Annotated in this window: 14 protein-coding genes; 5 read left to right on the top strand and 9 right to left on the bottom strand. The window is 33.4% G+C overall.

Features of this window, described 5'->3' with window-relative positions; genetic code table 11:
• Positions 1-30 precede the first annotated feature (30 nt).
• Positions 31-894 carry a hydroxymethylglutaryl-CoA lyase gene (locus DIU01_RS08735; protein ID WP_290833560.1) on the bottom strand — a complete coding sequence of 288 codons (864 nt, stop codon included), beginning with the start codon at positions 892-894 and terminating at the stop codon, positions 31-33.
• Between the two features lie 53 nt (positions 895-947).
• Positions 948-1,970 carry a quinone-dependent dihydroorotate dehydrogenase gene (locus DIU01_RS08730; RefSeq protein WP_290833558.1) on the bottom strand — a complete coding sequence of 341 codons (1,023 nt, stop codon included), beginning with the start codon at positions 1,968-1,970 and terminating at the stop codon, positions 948-950.
• Positions 1,971-2,102: 132 nt separating this feature from the next.
• On the opposite strand from DIU01_RS08730, the gene DIU01_RS08725 reads away from it, so the two are divergent.
• Positions 2,103-2,903 carry a bifunctional 2-polyprenyl-6-hydroxyphenol methylase/3-demethylubiquinol 3-O-methyltransferase UbiG gene (locus DIU01_RS08725; protein ID WP_290833556.1) on the top strand — a complete coding sequence of 267 codons (801 nt, stop codon included), beginning with the start codon at positions 2,103-2,105 and terminating at the stop codon, positions 2,901-2,903.
• Positions 2,904-3,186: 283 nt separating this feature from the next.
• Here the strand turns inward: DIU01_RS08725 and DIU01_RS08720 are convergent, their stop codons facing one another.
• The 7 genes from DIU01_RS08720 to DIU01_RS08690 all read right to left on the bottom strand — a co-directional run bounded on the left by DIU01_RS08720 (position 3,187) and on the right by DIU01_RS08690 (position 14,406).
• Positions 3,187-3,468, bottom strand: coding sequence for a F0F1 ATP synthase subunit epsilon (locus DIU01_RS08720; RefSeq protein ID WP_290833554.1), 282 nt, complete (start codon positions 3,466-3,468; stop codon positions 3,187-3,189).
• Between the two features lie 91 nt (positions 3,469-3,559).
• Entirely contained in the window at positions 3,560-5,071 is a 1,512-nt protein-coding gene (atpD, locus tag DIU01_RS08715) for a F0F1 ATP synthase subunit beta (RefSeq protein WP_035124873.1), read from the bottom strand.
• A gap of 228 nt (positions 5,072-5,299) precedes the next feature.
• Positions 5,300-6,862, bottom strand: a complete 1,563-nt coding sequence (locus DIU01_RS08710; RefSeq protein WP_290833551.1) for a G-D-S-L family lipolytic protein — start codon at positions 6,860-6,862, stop codon at positions 5,300-5,302.
• A 31-nt stretch (positions 6,863-6,893) separates the two neighbouring features.
• Positions 6,894-9,755: a TonB-dependent receptor gene (locus tag DIU01_RS08705; protein WP_290833549.1), complete on the bottom strand. Its 2,862-nt coding sequence runs from the start codon at positions 9,753-9,755 to the stop codon at positions 6,894-6,896.
• Between the two features lie 289 nt (positions 9,756-10,044).
• The gene (glmS, locus tag DIU01_RS08700; RefSeq protein WP_290833547.1) at positions 10,045-11,895 is read right to left on the bottom strand and encodes a glutamine--fructose-6-phosphate transaminase (isomerizing); all 1,851 of its coding nucleotides are present in this window, start codon (positions 11,893-11,895) and stop codon (positions 10,045-10,047) included.
• 15 nt (positions 11,896-11,910) lie between these two features.
• On the bottom strand, positions 11,911-13,584 hold the full coding sequence (locus tag DIU01_RS08695) for a DUF4270 domain-containing protein (protein ID WP_290833545.1): 1,674 nt from the start codon (positions 13,582-13,584) through the stop codon (positions 11,911-11,913).
• 18 nt (positions 13,585-13,602) lie between these two features.
• Entirely contained in the window at positions 13,603-14,406 is an 804-nt protein-coding gene (locus tag DIU01_RS08690) for a glycogen/starch synthase (RefSeq protein ID WP_290833543.1), read from the bottom strand.
• 106 nt (positions 14,407-14,512) lie between these two features.
• On the opposite strand from DIU01_RS08690, the gene panC reads away from it, so the two are divergent.
• From panC to DIU01_RS08670, 4 genes are all read left to right on the top strand, one after another.
• A complete protein-coding gene (gene panC, locus DIU01_RS08685; protein WP_290833541.1) occupies positions 14,513-15,358 on the top strand; it encodes a pantoate--beta-alanine ligase in 846 nt (281 codons plus the stop codon).
• Between the two features lie 27 nt (positions 15,359-15,385).
• The gene (panD, locus tag DIU01_RS08680; protein ID WP_290833539.1) at positions 15,386-15,736 is read left to right on the top strand and encodes an aspartate 1-decarboxylase; all 351 of its coding nucleotides are present in this window, start codon (positions 15,386-15,388) and stop codon (positions 15,734-15,736) included.
• 4 nt (positions 15,737-15,740) lie between these two features.
• Positions 15,741-16,703, top strand: a complete 963-nt coding sequence (locus DIU01_RS08675) for a lysylphosphatidylglycerol synthase transmembrane domain-containing protein (RefSeq protein WP_290833537.1) — start codon at positions 15,741-15,743, stop codon at positions 16,701-16,703.
• 58 nt (positions 16,704-16,761) lie between these two features.
• Positions 16,762-17,900, top strand: a 1,139-nt coding sequence (locus tag DIU01_RS08670) for an alpha/beta hydrolase-fold protein (protein WP_290833535.1), incomplete at its 3' end; no start/stop codon positions are given.

The following is a 17,900-nucleotide window of genomic DNA, read 5'->3' as shown; positions in this document are numbered from 1 at the left end:
ACTGAAAACTGAGACTAAAAACTAAAACTTCTAATGAAACTCTCCAAATAATCTTGAAGCAACGTTGTAAGCGCTTTCAAAACTCATTGGACTTGTATTGGTATTGGCTTTTTGTGCTGTAAAATAAGACAACATTTTTTCGGTTGGCATGTTGCCTGTTAAATCGTCTTTTGCCATTGGACAACCGCCAAAACCTTGAATAGCACCATCATAACGACGGCAACCAGCTTTGTAAGCAGCATCGATTTTTTCGTGCCATTTGTCTGGTGTTGTGTGAAGATGTGCTCCGAATTCGATGTTTGGATATTTTGTAATTAAATTCGAAAATAAATAGTCAATTACTTCTGGAGTTGAACTTCCAACTGTGTCGGAAAGTGATAGAATTTTCACACCCATATTGGCCAACTTTTCGGTCCATTCGCCTACAATTTCTACGTTCCATGGATCGCCATAAGGATTTCCGAAACCCATTGAGATATAGGTTACGACTTCTTTATTGGATTTATCAGCAATGTTTAAAATTTCTTGTAAAGTAACCAAACTTTCGGCAATGGTTTTGTGGGTATTTCGCATTTGGAAATTCTCTGAAATAGAAAATGGAAATCCTAAATACTGAATTTCTTTATGAACAGAAGCCAATTCTGCTCCTTGAGTATTGGCGATAATTGCAAGTAATTTACTTGTAGTTTGCGACAAATCGAGCTGTGCTAAAACCTCGGCAGTATCGACCATTTGCGGAATTGCTTTGGGCGAAACAAAACTCCCAAAATCAATGGTATCAAAGCCTACGCGAAGCAACGATTGAATATAATCTACTTTTCGTTGGGTAGGAATAAACGGTTTGATGCCTTGCATGGCATCGCGCGGACATTCTATGATTTTGATTTTTTCCATTGGAAGCCAAAGATAAAAAAAGTTTTTGCCACAAAGTCGCAAAGTCACAAAGTTTATTTTAATTTTTTAAGAATAGCTTTATTTATATCTTTTACCAATTGCGGACCTTCATAAATAAAACCTGTGTAAAGTTGGATCAAACTGGCTCCAGCTTCCAATTTTTCAATAGCATCTTGAGCAGAATGGATTCCGCCGACACCAATAATTGGAAATGATTTATTACTTTTTTCAGATAAAAATCGGATTACTTCTGTAGAACGATTGGCTAATGGTTTACCAGATAATCCGCCCATTTCTGATTTATTTTCGGATTTCAAACCTTCTCTTGAAAGCGTTGTGTTGGTTGCAATTACTCCAGCAATTTTGGTTTCGTTTACGATATCAATAATGTCTAAAAGTTGCGAATCGGTTAAATCTGGAGCGATTTTTAGAAGAATTGGCTTCTTGGTTGCGTGTTGCGAGTTTCGGGTTTCGAGTGTTGTTAAAAGTTCGGTTAATGGTTTTTTATCTTGAAGTTCACGAAGGTTTGGCGTGTTTGGTGAACTTACATTTACTACAAAATAATCGACATAATCGAAAAGTGCTTCGAAGCAAATTTCGTAATCTTGCGTCGCATTTTCATTTGGCGTAAGCTTGTTTTTTCCAATGTTTCCACCTATTAAAACGTTTTTATTGTTCTTTAAACGTTCTACAGCAGCTTGAACACCTTCATTATTGAAACCCATTCTGTTGATGATTGCCGAGTCTTCTTTTAATCGGAACAATCGTTTTTTTGGATTTCCTTCTTGACCAACCGGCGTTAACGTTCCGATTTCAATAAACCCAAAACCGAAGTTGGAAAGTTCTTTGTATAAAACAGCATTTTTATCGAAACCTGCTGCTAATCCTACTGGATTTGGGAATTTTAATCCGAAAACTTCGGTTTCCAATCGTTTGTCGTTTACTAAATATAAGGATTTGAAAAGTGAAGAAAATCCTGGGATTTTAGATAAAAAACGAATTAATGAAAAGGTAAAATAATGCACTTCTTCTGGATCAAACCAAAAAAGTATCGGACGAATTAGTAATTTGTACATTGTAGCTTAGTTGTGTTCTGCAAAAATAGAAAATAGTAATTAGTTAAATCTATAATTTGTGAAAATTAGCGAAATAAAATTGCTAGTTTTGTAAGAGACAATAGTTTGAATCTATACTAATTTACCTCAAATATGGAAAACCAAAACGATTACCTCAATATAAATAAAGCCACTTGGAACAATAAAACTGATGTTCACATTGCATCTGATTTTTATGATAACGAAGGATTTCTTAACGGAAAATCGACTTTGCAATCTATTGAATTGGAATTATTAGGAGACATTTCTGGAAAGAAAATTTTGCATTTGCAATGTCATTTCGGTCAAGATACTATGACTTTTTCTAGAATGGGTGCGATAGCAACCGGCATTGACTTATCTGATAGAGCAATTGAAAAAGCTAGAGAATTTGCTCAACAATTAAACCTGGATACTACTTTTATTTGTTGTGATATTTATGATTTACCGAATCATCTTGATGAAAAATTTGATATTGTTTTTACAAGTTATGGAACGATTGGTTGGTTGCCCGATTTGGATAAATGGGCGAATGTAGTTTCGCATTTTTTAAAACCCGATGGGAAATTTATTTTTGCAGAATTTCATCCTGTGGTTTGGATGTTTGACGATTATTTTAAGGAAGTTCATTATAATTATTTCAATGTTGAAACTATTATTGAGGACGAATCGGGAACTTATGCCGACAGATATTCTGACATTAAAGCACAAACGATTACTTGGAATCATTCAACTTCTGAGGTTTTAAATGCGTTGATAAATAGCGGATTAGAGTTAAAATCGTTTAATGAATATGATTTTTCTCCGTACAATTGCTTTAAAGAAATAGAAGAATTTGAGCCTAATAAATTTAGAATTAAACATTTAGAAAATAAAATTCCGATGGTTTTTTCTATTGTTGCTACTAAAAAATAAACGTCTATTTACCGCCAAAGCCTAGCCCAGATAGAAACGAAAAGCCCGGAGTTAAAAAGTTGTAGTTTTTCTTGGTGTAAAAAAGCGACGAACGGATCCCGAAACTTCGGGACTTTTTACGCCGTAGAAAAATTGTTTTTATGGCAAAATCTTGGAACGGATAGCTGGAAATAGCTTCAAATACTAACAACACTTTTGCATGGACTAGAGAATCTGAAACGAGTTCAGATTAAAAAAAAAGCCAAACATTACTGCTTGGCTTTTTGTTGTATTTTGAATTGTCTTAGTCGGCTAAAACAATTACTTTATTGTCTTTCATTTCGATAGTTCCTGAAGAAATTTCAAGAGTGTAGTTTTGGTCGTTTATTTTAGTAAACTTTTCTACAACTTCTTTTTCGAATTTAAAACTTGTTGCAGCAATTTTTACTATTCCTTGTTTTAAAATAGAAACTATTGGCGCGTGGTTGTTCAATATTTGGAACGAACCGTCAACACCTGGTAAAGTTACCGAAGTTACTTCGCCTTTAAATAATGTAGCTTCTGGTGATACTATTTCTAAAATCATAATTTTTATTTAAAATTCCAAATTTTAAAATTCCAAATTCCAAATTGGGATTTGTGATTTTATTTTTGAAGTTTATCAAGCTTCGCTTGATTTAAGCTTCTGCTAACATTTTTTGTCCTGCTTCGATAGCGTCTTCAATTGTTCCTTTAAGGTTGAAAGCAGCTTCTGGCAAGTGGTCTAATTCACCATCGATAATCATGTTGAATCCTTTGATAGTATCTTTAATGTCAACTAATACTCCAGGAATACCTGTAAACTGCTCAGCTACGTGGAATGGTTGAGATAAGAATCTTTGAACTCTACGTGCACGAGATACAGAAAGTTTATCTTCTTCAGATAATTCTTCCATACCAAGGATAGCGATGATATCTTGAAGTTGTTTGTATTTTTGAAGGATTTCCTTTACTCTTTGAGCACAATCGTAGTGTTCGTTTCCTAAAATTTGTGGTGTTAAGATTCTTGAAGTTGAATCCAATGGATCAACCGCAGGATAAATACCTAACTCAGCAATTTTACGAGACAATACAGTTGTTGCATCTAAGTGAGCAAATGTTGTTGCTGGAGCTGGATCGGTTAAGTCATCCGCAGGAACGTAAACCGCTTGTACCGATGTAATAGATCCTTTTTTAGTAGATGTGATACGCTCTTGCATCGCACCCATTTCTGTTGCTAATGTTGGTTGGTAACCTACCGCAGATGGCATACGACCTAAAAGAGCCGAAACCTCTGAACCTGCTTGTGTAAAACGGAAGATATTATCAACGAAGAAAAGTACGTCTTTACCTTGATCTGAACCTGCACCATCACGGAAATATTCTGCGATAGATAATCCTGATAAAGCAACACGAGCTCTTGCTCCTGGTGGCTCATTCATTTGACCGAAAACGAAAGTAGCTTTAGACTCTCTCATTCCTGGTTTATCAACTTTAGATAAATCCCATCCTCCATTTTCCATAGAGTGCATGAAATCGTCACCGTATTTAATAATTCCTGACTCTAACATCTCACGAAGTAAGTCATTTCCTTCACGTGTTCTTTCACCTACTCCTGCGAATACAGAAAGTCCACCGTGACCTTTAGCGATATTGTTAATTAACTCCTGAATTAATACTGTTTTACCAACACCAGCACCACCAAATAATCCAATTTTTCCACCTTTAGAATAAGGCTCGATAAGGTCGATTACTTTGATACCTGTGAATAAAACTTCAGAAGATGTAGATAAATCTTCGAATCTTGGAGCTGTACGGTGAATTGACATTCCGTTTTCTCCTGTTTTTGGTAAATTTCCTAAACCATCAATTGCATCACCAATTACGTTGAAAAGACGTCCGTAAACATCTGCACCGATTGGCATTTGAATTGGATTTCCTGTAGAAACTACATCTGTACCTCTACTTAAACCGTCAGTAGAATCCATTGAGATTGTACGAACAGTGTCTTCACCAATGTGAGATTGCACTTCAAGTACTAATAATGTACCATCTTTTTTAGTGATTTCTAATGAATCGTAAATTTTTGGTAATTCAGCATCTTTACTGTTGAATACTACGTCAACTACTGGTCCGATGATTTGAGAAACTTTTCCTATTGCTTTTGACATTGCTTATGTATTTATTTAATAGCGTTTTAGAAATGAAAAAATGATGTCTTTTTTCAGAGTGCAAAGGTAAATTTTCTAAATAGAAAATCAACAAAAAAACGCTATTTTTTTACTCAAATTTTGATTTTTTTTTGATTTAGAAGCTATTATGTCAATAATGAGCTATCCTAAAAGCAAAAAACCACCTATTTACATAGATGGTTTTTTTGTGAATAAATAATTTTTCTATTAAAAATTAGCTGGATTTTGTGGGAAAAGTATTCTATAGTTTCCTAAATCTACACCTTTTAAATTAGAACCATATTTAGCATTTATTGCTTCTAAGAATTTATTAGCTATTAAAGCATAACCTCTTGGACTTGGATGAACACCATCAAGAGAAAAACCTCCTCCAGTTACATAAGTCGAAGTTACACTAAAACCGTTTGCAGAAAGTCCGCCATTGGCAACTTGGTTTAAAACCGAATTTGCATCAACAAATGCTAAACCCTTAGCAGTAGCAATTGATTGAATTGAAGCGTTGTAAGCGTCAGTTGCTGTTTTAACCATTGCAGTTTCTGAAGCAGTAAGCGTTGTACTGTCAGGCATTGGAAATGAAACTCCTATCGTATTAAACGGAGCTGGCGCACCAGCTTGTGTAGTTCCAATAACACCTCTTGCTGGTAAAACAATATAATCTCTAGTCGCAGCAGCATTACTAGCATGTCTAGCTTGACCATATAAACTTCCTAAATAACCTGCAGTTGGAGCACCAAATAATGGAGTAAGTGCAGCAGTTATTGCACCAGAAATATTTATCAAACTTTCATCTCTAATTAATAAAGGATTAGCTTCTACAGTTGCAGGATTTCCGTCAGTTGCAACTAATGTTGCAAATCTTGTTGGCAAACCATTTGCAGTCAAAGCCGCATTAATACCACCAAACAACTGATTTAATTGAGCAGCACTTGATGGTGGTAACCCTGGAATAGGATTTGTTGGTACTGTTGTAAAATAAGGAACAGAAGTTACATAAGGAATATTTGCAACAACACCTTTAGCACCATTTGCAGTTAAAGAATTAACCATCGAGTTGTAAACAGAAGCAAAAACGGTTGGATCTGTAATATCATTTGCTCCATAAGTTGCTGGATTTAAATTTCCAGTTTGATTTGTTCCAACTCCTCCAGAAGTAGCAAAACTTAAAACGTCATTATTCCCTATCCATAAAGAAAAGAACGTTGGGTTTTGAGCAACAGCATCAGCAACAATTGTTGTTGATGGAGATGATGCAAAACGCACAAAATATGGATTAGCTTGTCCTGAAGGAACACCAGCTACGTTTCCATAACCTGGAGCAACTAGATGAAAACTTTTGGCACCAGGAACACCCATGTTATTGAATGGTCCAGACAAAGTATTTGTGATTTCAGTAGTTGGTGTACCAGAAACTGGAACTGGACCTGTACCATTGAAAAACAATCTTGGTCCTTGAATTTGCATTCCACCAAGAAGTAATCCACCAGTATTGTCTGCCATGTATGGAATTTTAAATTCACCACCACCAACTAACGCAAAACGTTGTGCTAATATATTGGTGTAAGCTCCTTTTTGTCCTTCAATAAATAGTGCACTATCGCTGAAACCAGCAGTTAATGAATTACCAAGAGCAACATATTTAGAAAAATCTGCTGAACCTGCAGTTAAAGGCAAACCGTCAGTTGAATCTGGTTTAGTTGTAACATCATCGTCACTATTACATGCTACAAAAGTTAAAGAAACTAATAGTAGCCATTTGATATTTTTTATCATAATACTTATATGTTTTATTATTTTGATTTAATTATGGATTAATTGTCCATGAAGCAAAATATTGTTGTCCGATTAAACCAGCTCCAATAATTTGTCTGTATTCTTTTCCAGCGATATTAGTTGCTCCTACTTTTAAAGTTGATTTTAATTTAGGGAAACCATAACTAATTTGAGCATCAAAAACTGTTGCTGCTTCAATAGTTCCATCTGCGAAAGATGCTTGGTATAAATATTCGCTATTCCATCTTCCACTTACATTAAATCCGAAGTTTTTGAATAATCTATCATTGCTAATAGTTCCTTTTACTCTATGTTTTGGAGTGTTAAATCCTGGCTCAAAACTTGGGTCTTTTTCTTGATCAAATTCGAATTGAGCGTAGTTATAGTTAGCACCTAATTCGAAGTTTTTGAATACTTTTTTATTCACTCCAATACCAAATCCTAACGACTGAATTTCAACATCAGTATTTGTATATAATTGGTATGCTCTTCTATCACCTTGAGTTAAAGCGAAAGCCGATTGGAATGCTTCACCTGTTGGAGTGAAATCACCACCACCATTAGTTGTCGTTCCGTAGTAAGGCGCAACAACGGTTAAGTTTCCGATGAAATCATTATAGATATTGTAGTATCCGTTGATATCAAATGAGAAATCTTTTACTTGACCTCTATATCCTAATTCGAACGCTTTTACAGTTTCTGGTTTTACGAAATCTACATCGGTTCTAACTAATAAATTAGAATTCGCTACAATTGCAGCAGCAAGTTGCGCAGCATTTGTTGGAGCAGAAGCAGCAACAGCAGCACCAAAAGCAGTTGCAGAAGCAGCCGTGTAAGAGTTTTGGTAAGCATTGATACCGTTCATTACAACTGAAGATGAACCTGCAAACGCTTGTCCATTTACAGAAACTGGTAACGTTTCTGAAAAACGTGTTAAGTTGTCTGGAGCAGAACCTAAAAGAACTGCAGTTCCTACATTGAATCCGATGTATTGATCTTGTGTTGTAGGATTACGGAAACCTGTTTGAAACGATCCTCTGAAATTGTGGTTTTTTTCTTGTCCTGCAGAATATACAAGTGAAACTCTAGGAGAGAAATTTCCATCAAAGTTTTTAGATTTATCGTAACGAACTGATCCTGTAAATTTCAATCTGTCTTCTAAGAATTTTTTCTGAAGTTGCGTGTAAGCACCATAATCAGTATAATTAATTTGACTATCGGCATCAGTGTAAATTCTACCTCCAGAATTTAGTTCATACAATCTGAAAGAACCTCCTACTTGAATTTCTGCAAATTCAACTAAATCTTTGAAGTTATAATTAGCATCTGAGTGATAAATTCTAGAATTATCTACTAGTTTAGAACCTGTTAATACGCTAGCATCACTAGTAACATTATTGAAAGCATTAACGAACTCTGCTGAACCTGGAAGGAATCTTCCTGAATCTGCTACTAATCTTGCTGCAGCATGAGCTTGCTCTGGAGTTGCACCTGCTAATAAAGTATTTTGAATATAAGCACCAGCGTATTGTCCGAACCAAGTTGAATCTGGTTTCCATGATCTATTTACATTAATACCTGTAAATAACATGTCATAAGATTTTCCTCCGTCTTCAGTAGTTGTATATCCTCTAACGAAGAAATTTTTACCTTTCAATTCTAATTTATGTTGTTGCATGAAAAACCCGTTAAGGTAATATCTATTTGCTCCTTGATAAACTGTGTTTCCAAACCCGAATTTACTTTGCCAAATAATTTCGAAATCATCTGCAAATGGTTTAAAGTGTAACGAGAAGTCAACTTTAGCGTTTTGAACTTTATTATCTGTTAAATCTGTTTCGTTATAACCAGTTCTACTTACATTATAGTTTGGTAAAACACTAGCTTGAGCTGGAGATATTGCACCAAGATTTACTAATGCAGTACCGACATCTCTAATGTTTGTAGAAACCTCATCACCATACACGTTTAATCCATTATAATTGTGGTGACTTCTGTCTCTTCCTGGATTAGTATAATCATCATAATCTGTTGCATACCAATCTGTACCGTTCATAAAAGCAAAGTTGGCTTTGGCTGCAAAACTTTTAGAAAATGCTTTTGCAACTCTAATTCCGTAATCATAATATAAATTATTTCCGGCTGCTCTTTGGCTAGTTTGTCCCAATTTTGCATAAGCAGTAACACCTTCACTTGTAAAAGGACTTTTACTGTTCATGAATAAAATTCCGTTGAATGCATTTGCACCATATAAAGCAGATGATGCACCAGGCAATAACTCCACACTTTGAACGTCTAATTCTGATACACCAACTAGATTACCCAAAACGAAATTTAACAAAGGAGAAGAGTTGTCCATACCATCAACTAATTGCATGAAACGTGTATTAGCTACAGTTGCGAAACCTCTTGTATTGATAGATTTGAAAGACATACTACTTGTATTCATATGTACTTCTTTAAGGTTTTCTAAACCATCATAAAAAGTTGGAGATGCCGATTTTTTAATGTCCTTAATACTCATTCTTTCAATTGTAACTGGCGATTCTCTCACTCGCTCTGGAGCTCTCGAAGCTGAGATTACAATTTCATCAAGTTTTGTGTCTTCTGCAACTAAAACTGAAGTGATTGTTTGGTTTGCAGAAGCAACTTGAACTGTTTGAGTTCCGTATCCAATACTTGTAATTTCTACAGAAAAAGGTGGTTTTTTTGAAGTTTTTAATGAGAATTTCCCATCAACATCTGAAACAGTTCCATCAGATTCTCCAACAACCCTAACATTGGCTCCCGGAATTGGTTCGTTTTTGCTATCTTTTACCGAACCTGATATTGTGCTTTGCGCAAATGAAATGCCACAAAAAAACAATGTCAAAATAAAATAATAAATCTTCATTTGGTTTAAATTTTGTTGGTTTAAGTAGCCAAATTACAAATATTTTTGATATTAATAAAAAAACCGAGGATAATTTTCGGCATTACTAATCAATGATGCGTTTTATTATTTATATGATATATTTATTTTTTTAAAGTAATCATAACATAATACTAATTTTAACAAAAAAATATTATGCATACATACTAATTTTTGAATTTTATTACATAAATCACAAAAATATGTTAAAGTGAGAAAATAAAAAAAGCGAGAAAAATTTCTCGCTTTTTTTAAATATAATTTAATTTTTTTACTCTACCGTTACCGATTTTGCTAAATTTCTAGGTTGATCTACATTACAACCTCTCATTACTGCAATATGGTATGACAATAATTGCAAAGGAATTGTAGTTAACAATGGTGATAAAGCATCTGAAGTTTCTGGAATTTCAATTACGTGATCGGCAAGTTCCTTTACTTGAGTATCACCTTTAGTTACAACGGCAATAATTTTACCACTTCTAGATTTAATTTCTTGAATATTACTAACCACTTTATCATAATGTCCTTGTTTAGGAGCAATAACAACAACTGGCATTTTCTCATCAATTAAAGCAATTGGTCCGTGTTTCATTTCTGCTGCTGGATAACCTTCTGCATGAATGTATGAAATCTCTTTTAGTTTTAACGCACCTTCTAAAGCAACTGGAAAATTATAACCTCTTCCTAAGTAAAGGCAATTTGGCGCATCTTTATATATTGAAGCTATTTCTTTAGCAATATCATTTGTTGATTTTAATGCTTCAGCAACTTTTTCTGGAATTACTTCTAGTTCTTGTAGATATCTGTGGAAATCTGAATTAGACATAGTTCCTTTTGCTTTTGCAAGACGAAGAGCAATCATTGTTAAAACAGTAATTTGCGTTGTAAAAGCTTTTGTTGAAGCTACTCCAATTTCTGGTCCAGCATGCGTGTATGCTCCAGCGTGAGTTTCTCTTGAAATTGATGAACCAACCACATTACAAACTCCAAATACAAATGCTCCTTTTTCTTTAGCTAACTTAATTGCAGCTAAGGTATCGGCAGTTTCACCCGATTGAGAAATGGCAATTACCACATCTTTATTGGTGATAATTGGATTTCTATATCTAAATTCTGAAGCATATTCTACTTCAACCGGAATTCTTGCAAACTCTTCAATTACATATTCTGCAACTAAACCAGCATGCCATGAAGTTCCACAAGCGATGATTAATATTCTATCGGCATTTAAAAACTTCTCTAAGTTATCTTCGATTCCTGCCATTTGGATAATTCCGCTATTGGCGTGAAGTCTTCCTCTGTAAGTATCTTTTATAACATTAGGTTGCTCATAGATTTCTTTAAGCATAAAATGGTCATAACCACCTTTTTCAATTTGCTCTAAATTCATTTGCAACTCTTGAACATATGGATCAACTAATGAATCATCTTTAATTTTTCTAATTTTTAAAGGTTTGTTCAAGCGAACAATTGCCATTTCTTCATCTTCAAGATAAATAGCATTAGAGGTGTATTCAATAAACGGAGATGCATCAGAAGCAATAAAATACTCACCTTCACCAACTCCAATTGCTAATGGACTTCCCAATCTAGCAACAACTATTTCGTCTGGCTTTTGTTTATCAAAAACACAAATTGCATAGGCTCCAACCACTTGGTTTAATGCTATTTGTACAGCTTTTCCAAGTTTCAATTTGTCTTTCTTTTGTACATCTTCAATTAGATTTACTAATACCTCAGTATCAGTATCTGATTTAAAAACGTAACCTCTTTTAATTAATTCCTTTTTTAATGGCTCATAATTTTCAATGATTCCATTGTGAATTATAGCTAAGTTCCCAGAATTTGACAAATGAGGATGCGAATTCACATCATTAGGAACTCCATGAGTTGCCCAACGCGTATGACCCATTCCGATGGTTCCATTTGTAGAAATTTCTTCGGCCGATTTAGTTTCTAAGTTTGAAACTTTACCTTTAGTTTTGGAAATCTTTAAATCGGTTCCATCATAAAGCATAATTCCAGCACTATCATAACCTCTGTATTCTAGTCTTTTTAAACCTTTAATAACAATAGGATACGCCTCTCTGTATCCAATATATCCAACAATTCCGCACATAAGCTCTTAATTAAATTAGTTAGGTTTCGTGTAATAAATTTTAAGTTTTAACCTCTTACCATAATTTTCAGTATTTGGTAAAATATTAGTTCCGTGTAAAACTGTTCCAAGTGGATTCATTACACTTGCCAATGGTGAAAATTTTATATCATTATAATTTGTAATTGGCGTTTGCAGTTTAGCATTTGTTATTGCCGCAATAGATTCTGTTACTACTAAACCTAATTTTACATTTTTACTTGCGTTTTCATCTGCCAATAAACTCATTAGATACCTTGTAAGTCTTATTTTGTACTGAATCCCTTTTGTAGGCACGCCTTCTACCACTTCGTCTCTTTCAATAATTCCACCGTGAATTAATTTATTGAGCTTAGGATTAACGTTATTTTCAGTTCCATCAAAAGTATAATCAACAATTGGTACATTGTTCTCTAAATCGTATAAATAAATACGTATTGGTTCAAATTCTGAACTTAGCATAGCATCACGATCTATGAAAAACGTTAGACTTGCCTCGTTTATTAACCATTTATTTGCTTTAATTTCCTCTAGTTCTTCTGGAATATCATCAGCATCTAATGGTGAATCTGGACCAAATAATTCAATAACTGCCATTGAACCATTTTGACCTTTCAAGTATAATTTTTCATCGCCAGCTGGTGTATCAGGTGTATTGTTGGTTAATGCAGCGATATAACTTGAACTCGAAGCTGTGTTTTCTGTTTCAAATAAATTTACTGTATTACCTCCTAAATTTATAGTCAATTCTCTTCTAATCCTTTCATTATTGGTTGCAGTCGTCTCATCATGATAAGACATAACTATTTTTCCTTTTTTAAAGTCAAGTAATGCAAGACTTCCCTGTTCTGTAGATGAATCAGAATTATTCACTCTAAAATATAAACCTCTAAAATAATCTTTAAAAGTATTGTTGTTAGTTAATGTTCCTGCTGGTGCATTAACTAATTTTTGCATAAAGAATTCTCTGCTTAATTTTACAAAAATTCCAGGAGCCAAACGCTGTTTAACAACAGTTTGCTCTTTTTCAAAATTATAGTACTGTAATTTTATTTCATTTGGTTTAAACTCAAAATTCACATTTTGAATCTGTGCCGTAGAATCGTTCAATCTTCCTGCTACTGTATTGTGGTTATTGTCAAATAATGGTTTTTGATTAGAATAATAACGTTGTACTTCTTCTAAACCAGTAGAGGCATCAAAATCTCTTAAATAATATTTTGACTCGAAAACTTCCAGCTTAATAGGACTTGAACCGTAAATAGAATCTAACTCATAAGTTGAATCTCCAGTTTGACTATTTTTTACTGTTTTCCTAGCATTAATAAAATAAGGTACATACAGGTAAACTGAGTCAATATCAACTGCTGCAGGATTAATAAATTTAGGATTTGCTGCAATTAATTCTAATTGAGTTACAAAACTAGCTTTGGTTTTACCAAAAACAGGATGATTGTAGTAACCTAATGCATTTGTAGGTAAATTATTAGTTTGAACTGCTCCAAAAGGCTGGTTGTAAGCAACAACAGTTTTTGTGCTATCTACATCAAAATCGTAATGATCTTCACCAATAATGTTTGTACCTACTTCATTAAAATCTTTATCACAAGAAGCAAAAAGTACCAGAGTTAAACCTAATAAAAGGGTTTTAAAAAAAGAATTAAATTTCATATTAAACTTTAAAAATTATTATAACATGTTTTTATAAAAAGACGTGTAAAGCTTTGCAAACTCATCTTTGGGAGCGAAAGGTAAAAAAGGTTTTCCTGAAGATTCTATATATTTTGTTAAACTTGCAGAAAGATTTTCGGAAGCAATTATCACCGCATCAGAGTGATTTATTGAAGCTTTAATAATGTTTTCATAAGTTGGGTTTGCCAAATCTGAAATAGCATCTTTTGGAATTCCGTCAAATTCTACTTTGTTTATCATTTCTAAATCTAAATTTCCATCAAATGATTGACTGTAGATAGAACTAACTATCTTAGTTTCAGAAAACAACGCTTCATCTTTGTAATAATGTTTCATGTAAATTGGCAACATTGAAGCCATCCAACCGTGAACATGAATAATATCTGGAACCCAATTTAATTTCTTTACGGTTTCTACAACTCCTTTTGCAAAGAATATAGCACGTTCGTCATTATCAGGATACATAACGCCATCTTCGTCAGAAAAAGTTGCCTTTCTCTTAAAATATTCATCATTGTCTATAAAATAAACTTGAATTCGCTCTTTAGGAATTGACGCTACTTTTATAATAAGTGGCATGTCAACATCATTAACAACTAAATTCATACCAGATAAACGAATTACCTCATGCAATTGATGTCTTCTCTCATTTATATTTCCATACCTAGGCATAAAAATTCGAATCTGTCCGCCTTGATCATTAATTAATTTTGGCACATCATACGACATTAAAGAAACCTCGTTCTCTGCTAAATACGGCACCACTTCAGATGATACATACAATATCCTCTTATCTTCCATTATTGAATTTATTTATTTATTGGGTATAAAAACATGCAAAATTACAAAAATTTATGCAGATAAATACTAAAGTAGTAAGTTTGTACCCTATTTTAATAAAAACTCCATGAATGTTTTTAACAATAAAGTCGATTTAAATCACTTCATCAACACCAATAGTAGTTTGAATTCTACAATTGGTTTTGTGCCTACCATGGGCGCATTGCATGCTGGTCATTTATCGCTACTAAAAAAATCTACAGAAAATAATTCGCTAACTGTGATAAGTATTTTTGTAAATCCTACTCAGTTTAATAATCAAGAAGATTTGGCTAAATATCCTAGAACGCTTGATAATGATGTAGAAAAAATCAAATCGGTGTCTAACAAAATTATTGTTTATGCACCAACTGTTGATGATATTTATGAGGGCAACACCAAATCCAATCACTACGATTTTGACGGATTAGAACATCAAATGGAAGGAAAATTTAGACCCGGACATTTTGACGGAGTTGGTACAGTTGTAAAACGTCTCTTCGAAATTGTAAATCCAACCAATGCGTACTTTGGAGAAAAAGATTTTCAGCAATTGCAAATTGTAAAAAAGTTAGTCGAAAAAGAGCATCTTCCAGTAAATATAATAGGTTGTTCAATCTTTAGAGAACCAAACGGATTGGCAATGAGCTCAAGAAACGAACGCCTTACAAGCGATGAAAAAGAAAAAGCATCAATTATTTTTAAAACAATAAGTGAAGCTAAAACTCTTTTTGGCACGAAATCTGCAAAGGAGGTTTCTGAATTCGTTTCAAAAACATTTAAAAACAATCAAACATTTGAATTAGAATACTTTGAAATTGCCGACGAAGCAACATTATTGCCTTGTGTAAGAAAAAGTAAAGATAAAAAATACAGAGGTTTCATTGCCGTTTTTGTTAATAATATAAGATTGATTGACACAATTTCATTCTAAATAAAAAAAATAAATTAACTTTGTCCCATGCAAATTCAAGTCGTAAAATCGAAAATACATCGCGTTAAAGTAACTGGCGCAGATTTAAATTATATTGGTAGTATCACTATCGATGAAGCTTTAATGGACGCCTCAAACTTAATTGAAGGCGAAAAAGTATCAATAGTAAATATCAACAACGGAGAACGTTTTGAAACTTACGCTATTAAAGGCGCAAGAAATTCGGGCGAAATTACTCTTAATGGTCCAGCAGCTAGAAAAGTGCATGCTGGAGACATTATCATTATAATTTCTTATGCTACTTTAGATTTTGAAGAAGCTAAATCGTTCAAGCCTTGGTTGGTTTTCCCGAATGAAGTTGATAATACTTTGACCTAATCTTTTGAAAAAATTCATCAGAAAATGGTTAACCATTCTTATTCCATTATTTATTGGAATCGGGATTATATACTATCAATTTACCACCTTAACTGCTGATGAAATTGAGAAAATAAAAATCAGCTTTCAAAAAGCCAATTATTACTATATTCTCCTATCATTAGCTTTCGCGTTTTTAGGATTTTGGTCACGTGCCTACCGATGGAAATTTGCCTTGAATCATTTAGGATATCAAACTCATTTTTACAATAATTTTTATACTGTTTGTGTGTCGTATCTTGTAAATTTTACTGTTCCAAGATCAGGTGAAATTACGCGTGCAGCATTATTAAAAAAATATGAAAACGTACCTTTCGACAAGGCATTCGGAACTATTGTTGCCGAAAGAATCGTCGATTTTAGTATATTTTTATTATTTGTCTTCGTCGGATTTGTATCACAATTTGACACATTATATCAATTTCTTTTAACAAAAAATGTTTCTGTAAAATCAATCCTTATTGCGGCACTATGTGGTGTGATTTTATTCGTGATTTTTGTTCTAATTTGGATTTACGCCGAATGGAAAATCATCTTGAAACTGAAAAAAAAGCTCTCTGGATTAATTGAAGGAATGACAACAATTTTAAAAATGGAAAACAAATGGAAGTACATTTTTCACTCTTTCTTCATTTGGTTTACCTATTTAATGATGTTCTATGTAGCCATTTTTGCACTTCCTGAAACCGCAGAAATGTCGTTCAACATAGTAGTAATGGGATTCATTTTCGGAAGTTTGGCAGTTGGTTTTTCCAATGGAGGATTGGGAGCATATCCTTTTTCTATAGCATTAATTTTTGGTTTGTACGGAATTTCTAACGATGTTGGAACTGCATTTGGATGGTTGGCTTGGACTTCGCAAACCATTTTCACTATCCTTTTAGGTATAATTTCTTATGTTTTTCTTCCTATTTTAAATAGAAAATAATTATTATCTTGCTTGGGTTAAAAAATGTGTATTTTACAGATAAAACCCCATCAAAAACATGAAAAAACTATTCTTATTTCTACTCCTTTTTTGCTTCTCATTTAGCGGATTTTCTCAAATTGTAAAAGATAGCGTACTGTCTAGAAAAATGGATAAATACAGAGATTTGACTATTTCTATTCCAGCATCTTACAGCAAAGATTCTAAAAAAACCTATCCTTTATTGGTTTTACTTGACGGAGATTATCTTTTTGATGCTTTTAATGGTGCATTAAGTTATGGAAATTATTGGGATGATTTACCAGAGACAATCATAGTTGGTTTGCACCAAAATGGCAACAGCGAACGATACGACGACTGTAAAATAGACGAATCAACTGGATTACCAGTAGGAAAAGGCGAGAAATTTTTTGAGTTTATTGCTGGCGAATTGTTACCATTTATTCAATCAAAATACCGTGTTGGAAATTTCAAAATTATCGCCGGACATGACGTCACTGCAGGTTTTATAAATCTATTCTTATATAAAGATCAACCTCTTTTTAATGCCTACATCAACTTAAGTCCAGAGCTTGCAACCGAAATGGAAGTTCGAATTGCCGACCGACTAGCTTCCCAAAAACAAAACATGTTTTATTATTTATCATCAGCAGATGGCGATATTAAAAAAATGCGTGAAAACATTGCACTTTTGGATACCAACATAAAATCTGTTAGCAGTCCAAACTTAAATTACAGATATGATGAAATAAAAGGTGCATCTCATTATTCTCTTGTTTTATATTCGATTCCAAATGCACTTTATCAATTTTTCGCTTCTTACAAACCAATTTCTACAGACGAATTTCAACAAAAAATTGTAAAACTAGAATCAGGTTATGTTGATTATTTGAAAAATAAATATGAAGTTTTAGAAAAAACCATCGGAATAAAAATGCCAATTCGTGTTAACGATTTCAAAGCAATTGAAGCCGCGATTTTAAAAAACAAAGCTTACAATGAATTTGAACAATTAGCACAACTTTCCAGTAAATCTTATCCAAAAGCAATGTTAGGCGAATACCACTTGGCACGTTATTATGAATTTAATGGCGACATGAAAAGAGCTGTAAAATCGTATCAAAATGCTTTTTCGCTTGAACCTATTGGAGATTTAACAAAAGACATGATGCTTGCAAAAGCTGATGAACTTAGAAG

Source organism: Flavobacterium sp. (assembly GCF_003525665.1).
In the GTDB taxonomy this organism is placed as follows: domain Bacteria; phylum Bacteroidota; class Bacteroidia; order Flavobacteriales; family Flavobacteriaceae; genus Flavobacterium.
The sequence above is the reverse complement of the archived record's forward strand: the minus strand, read 5'-3'. Positions and strand labels throughout refer to the sequence as shown.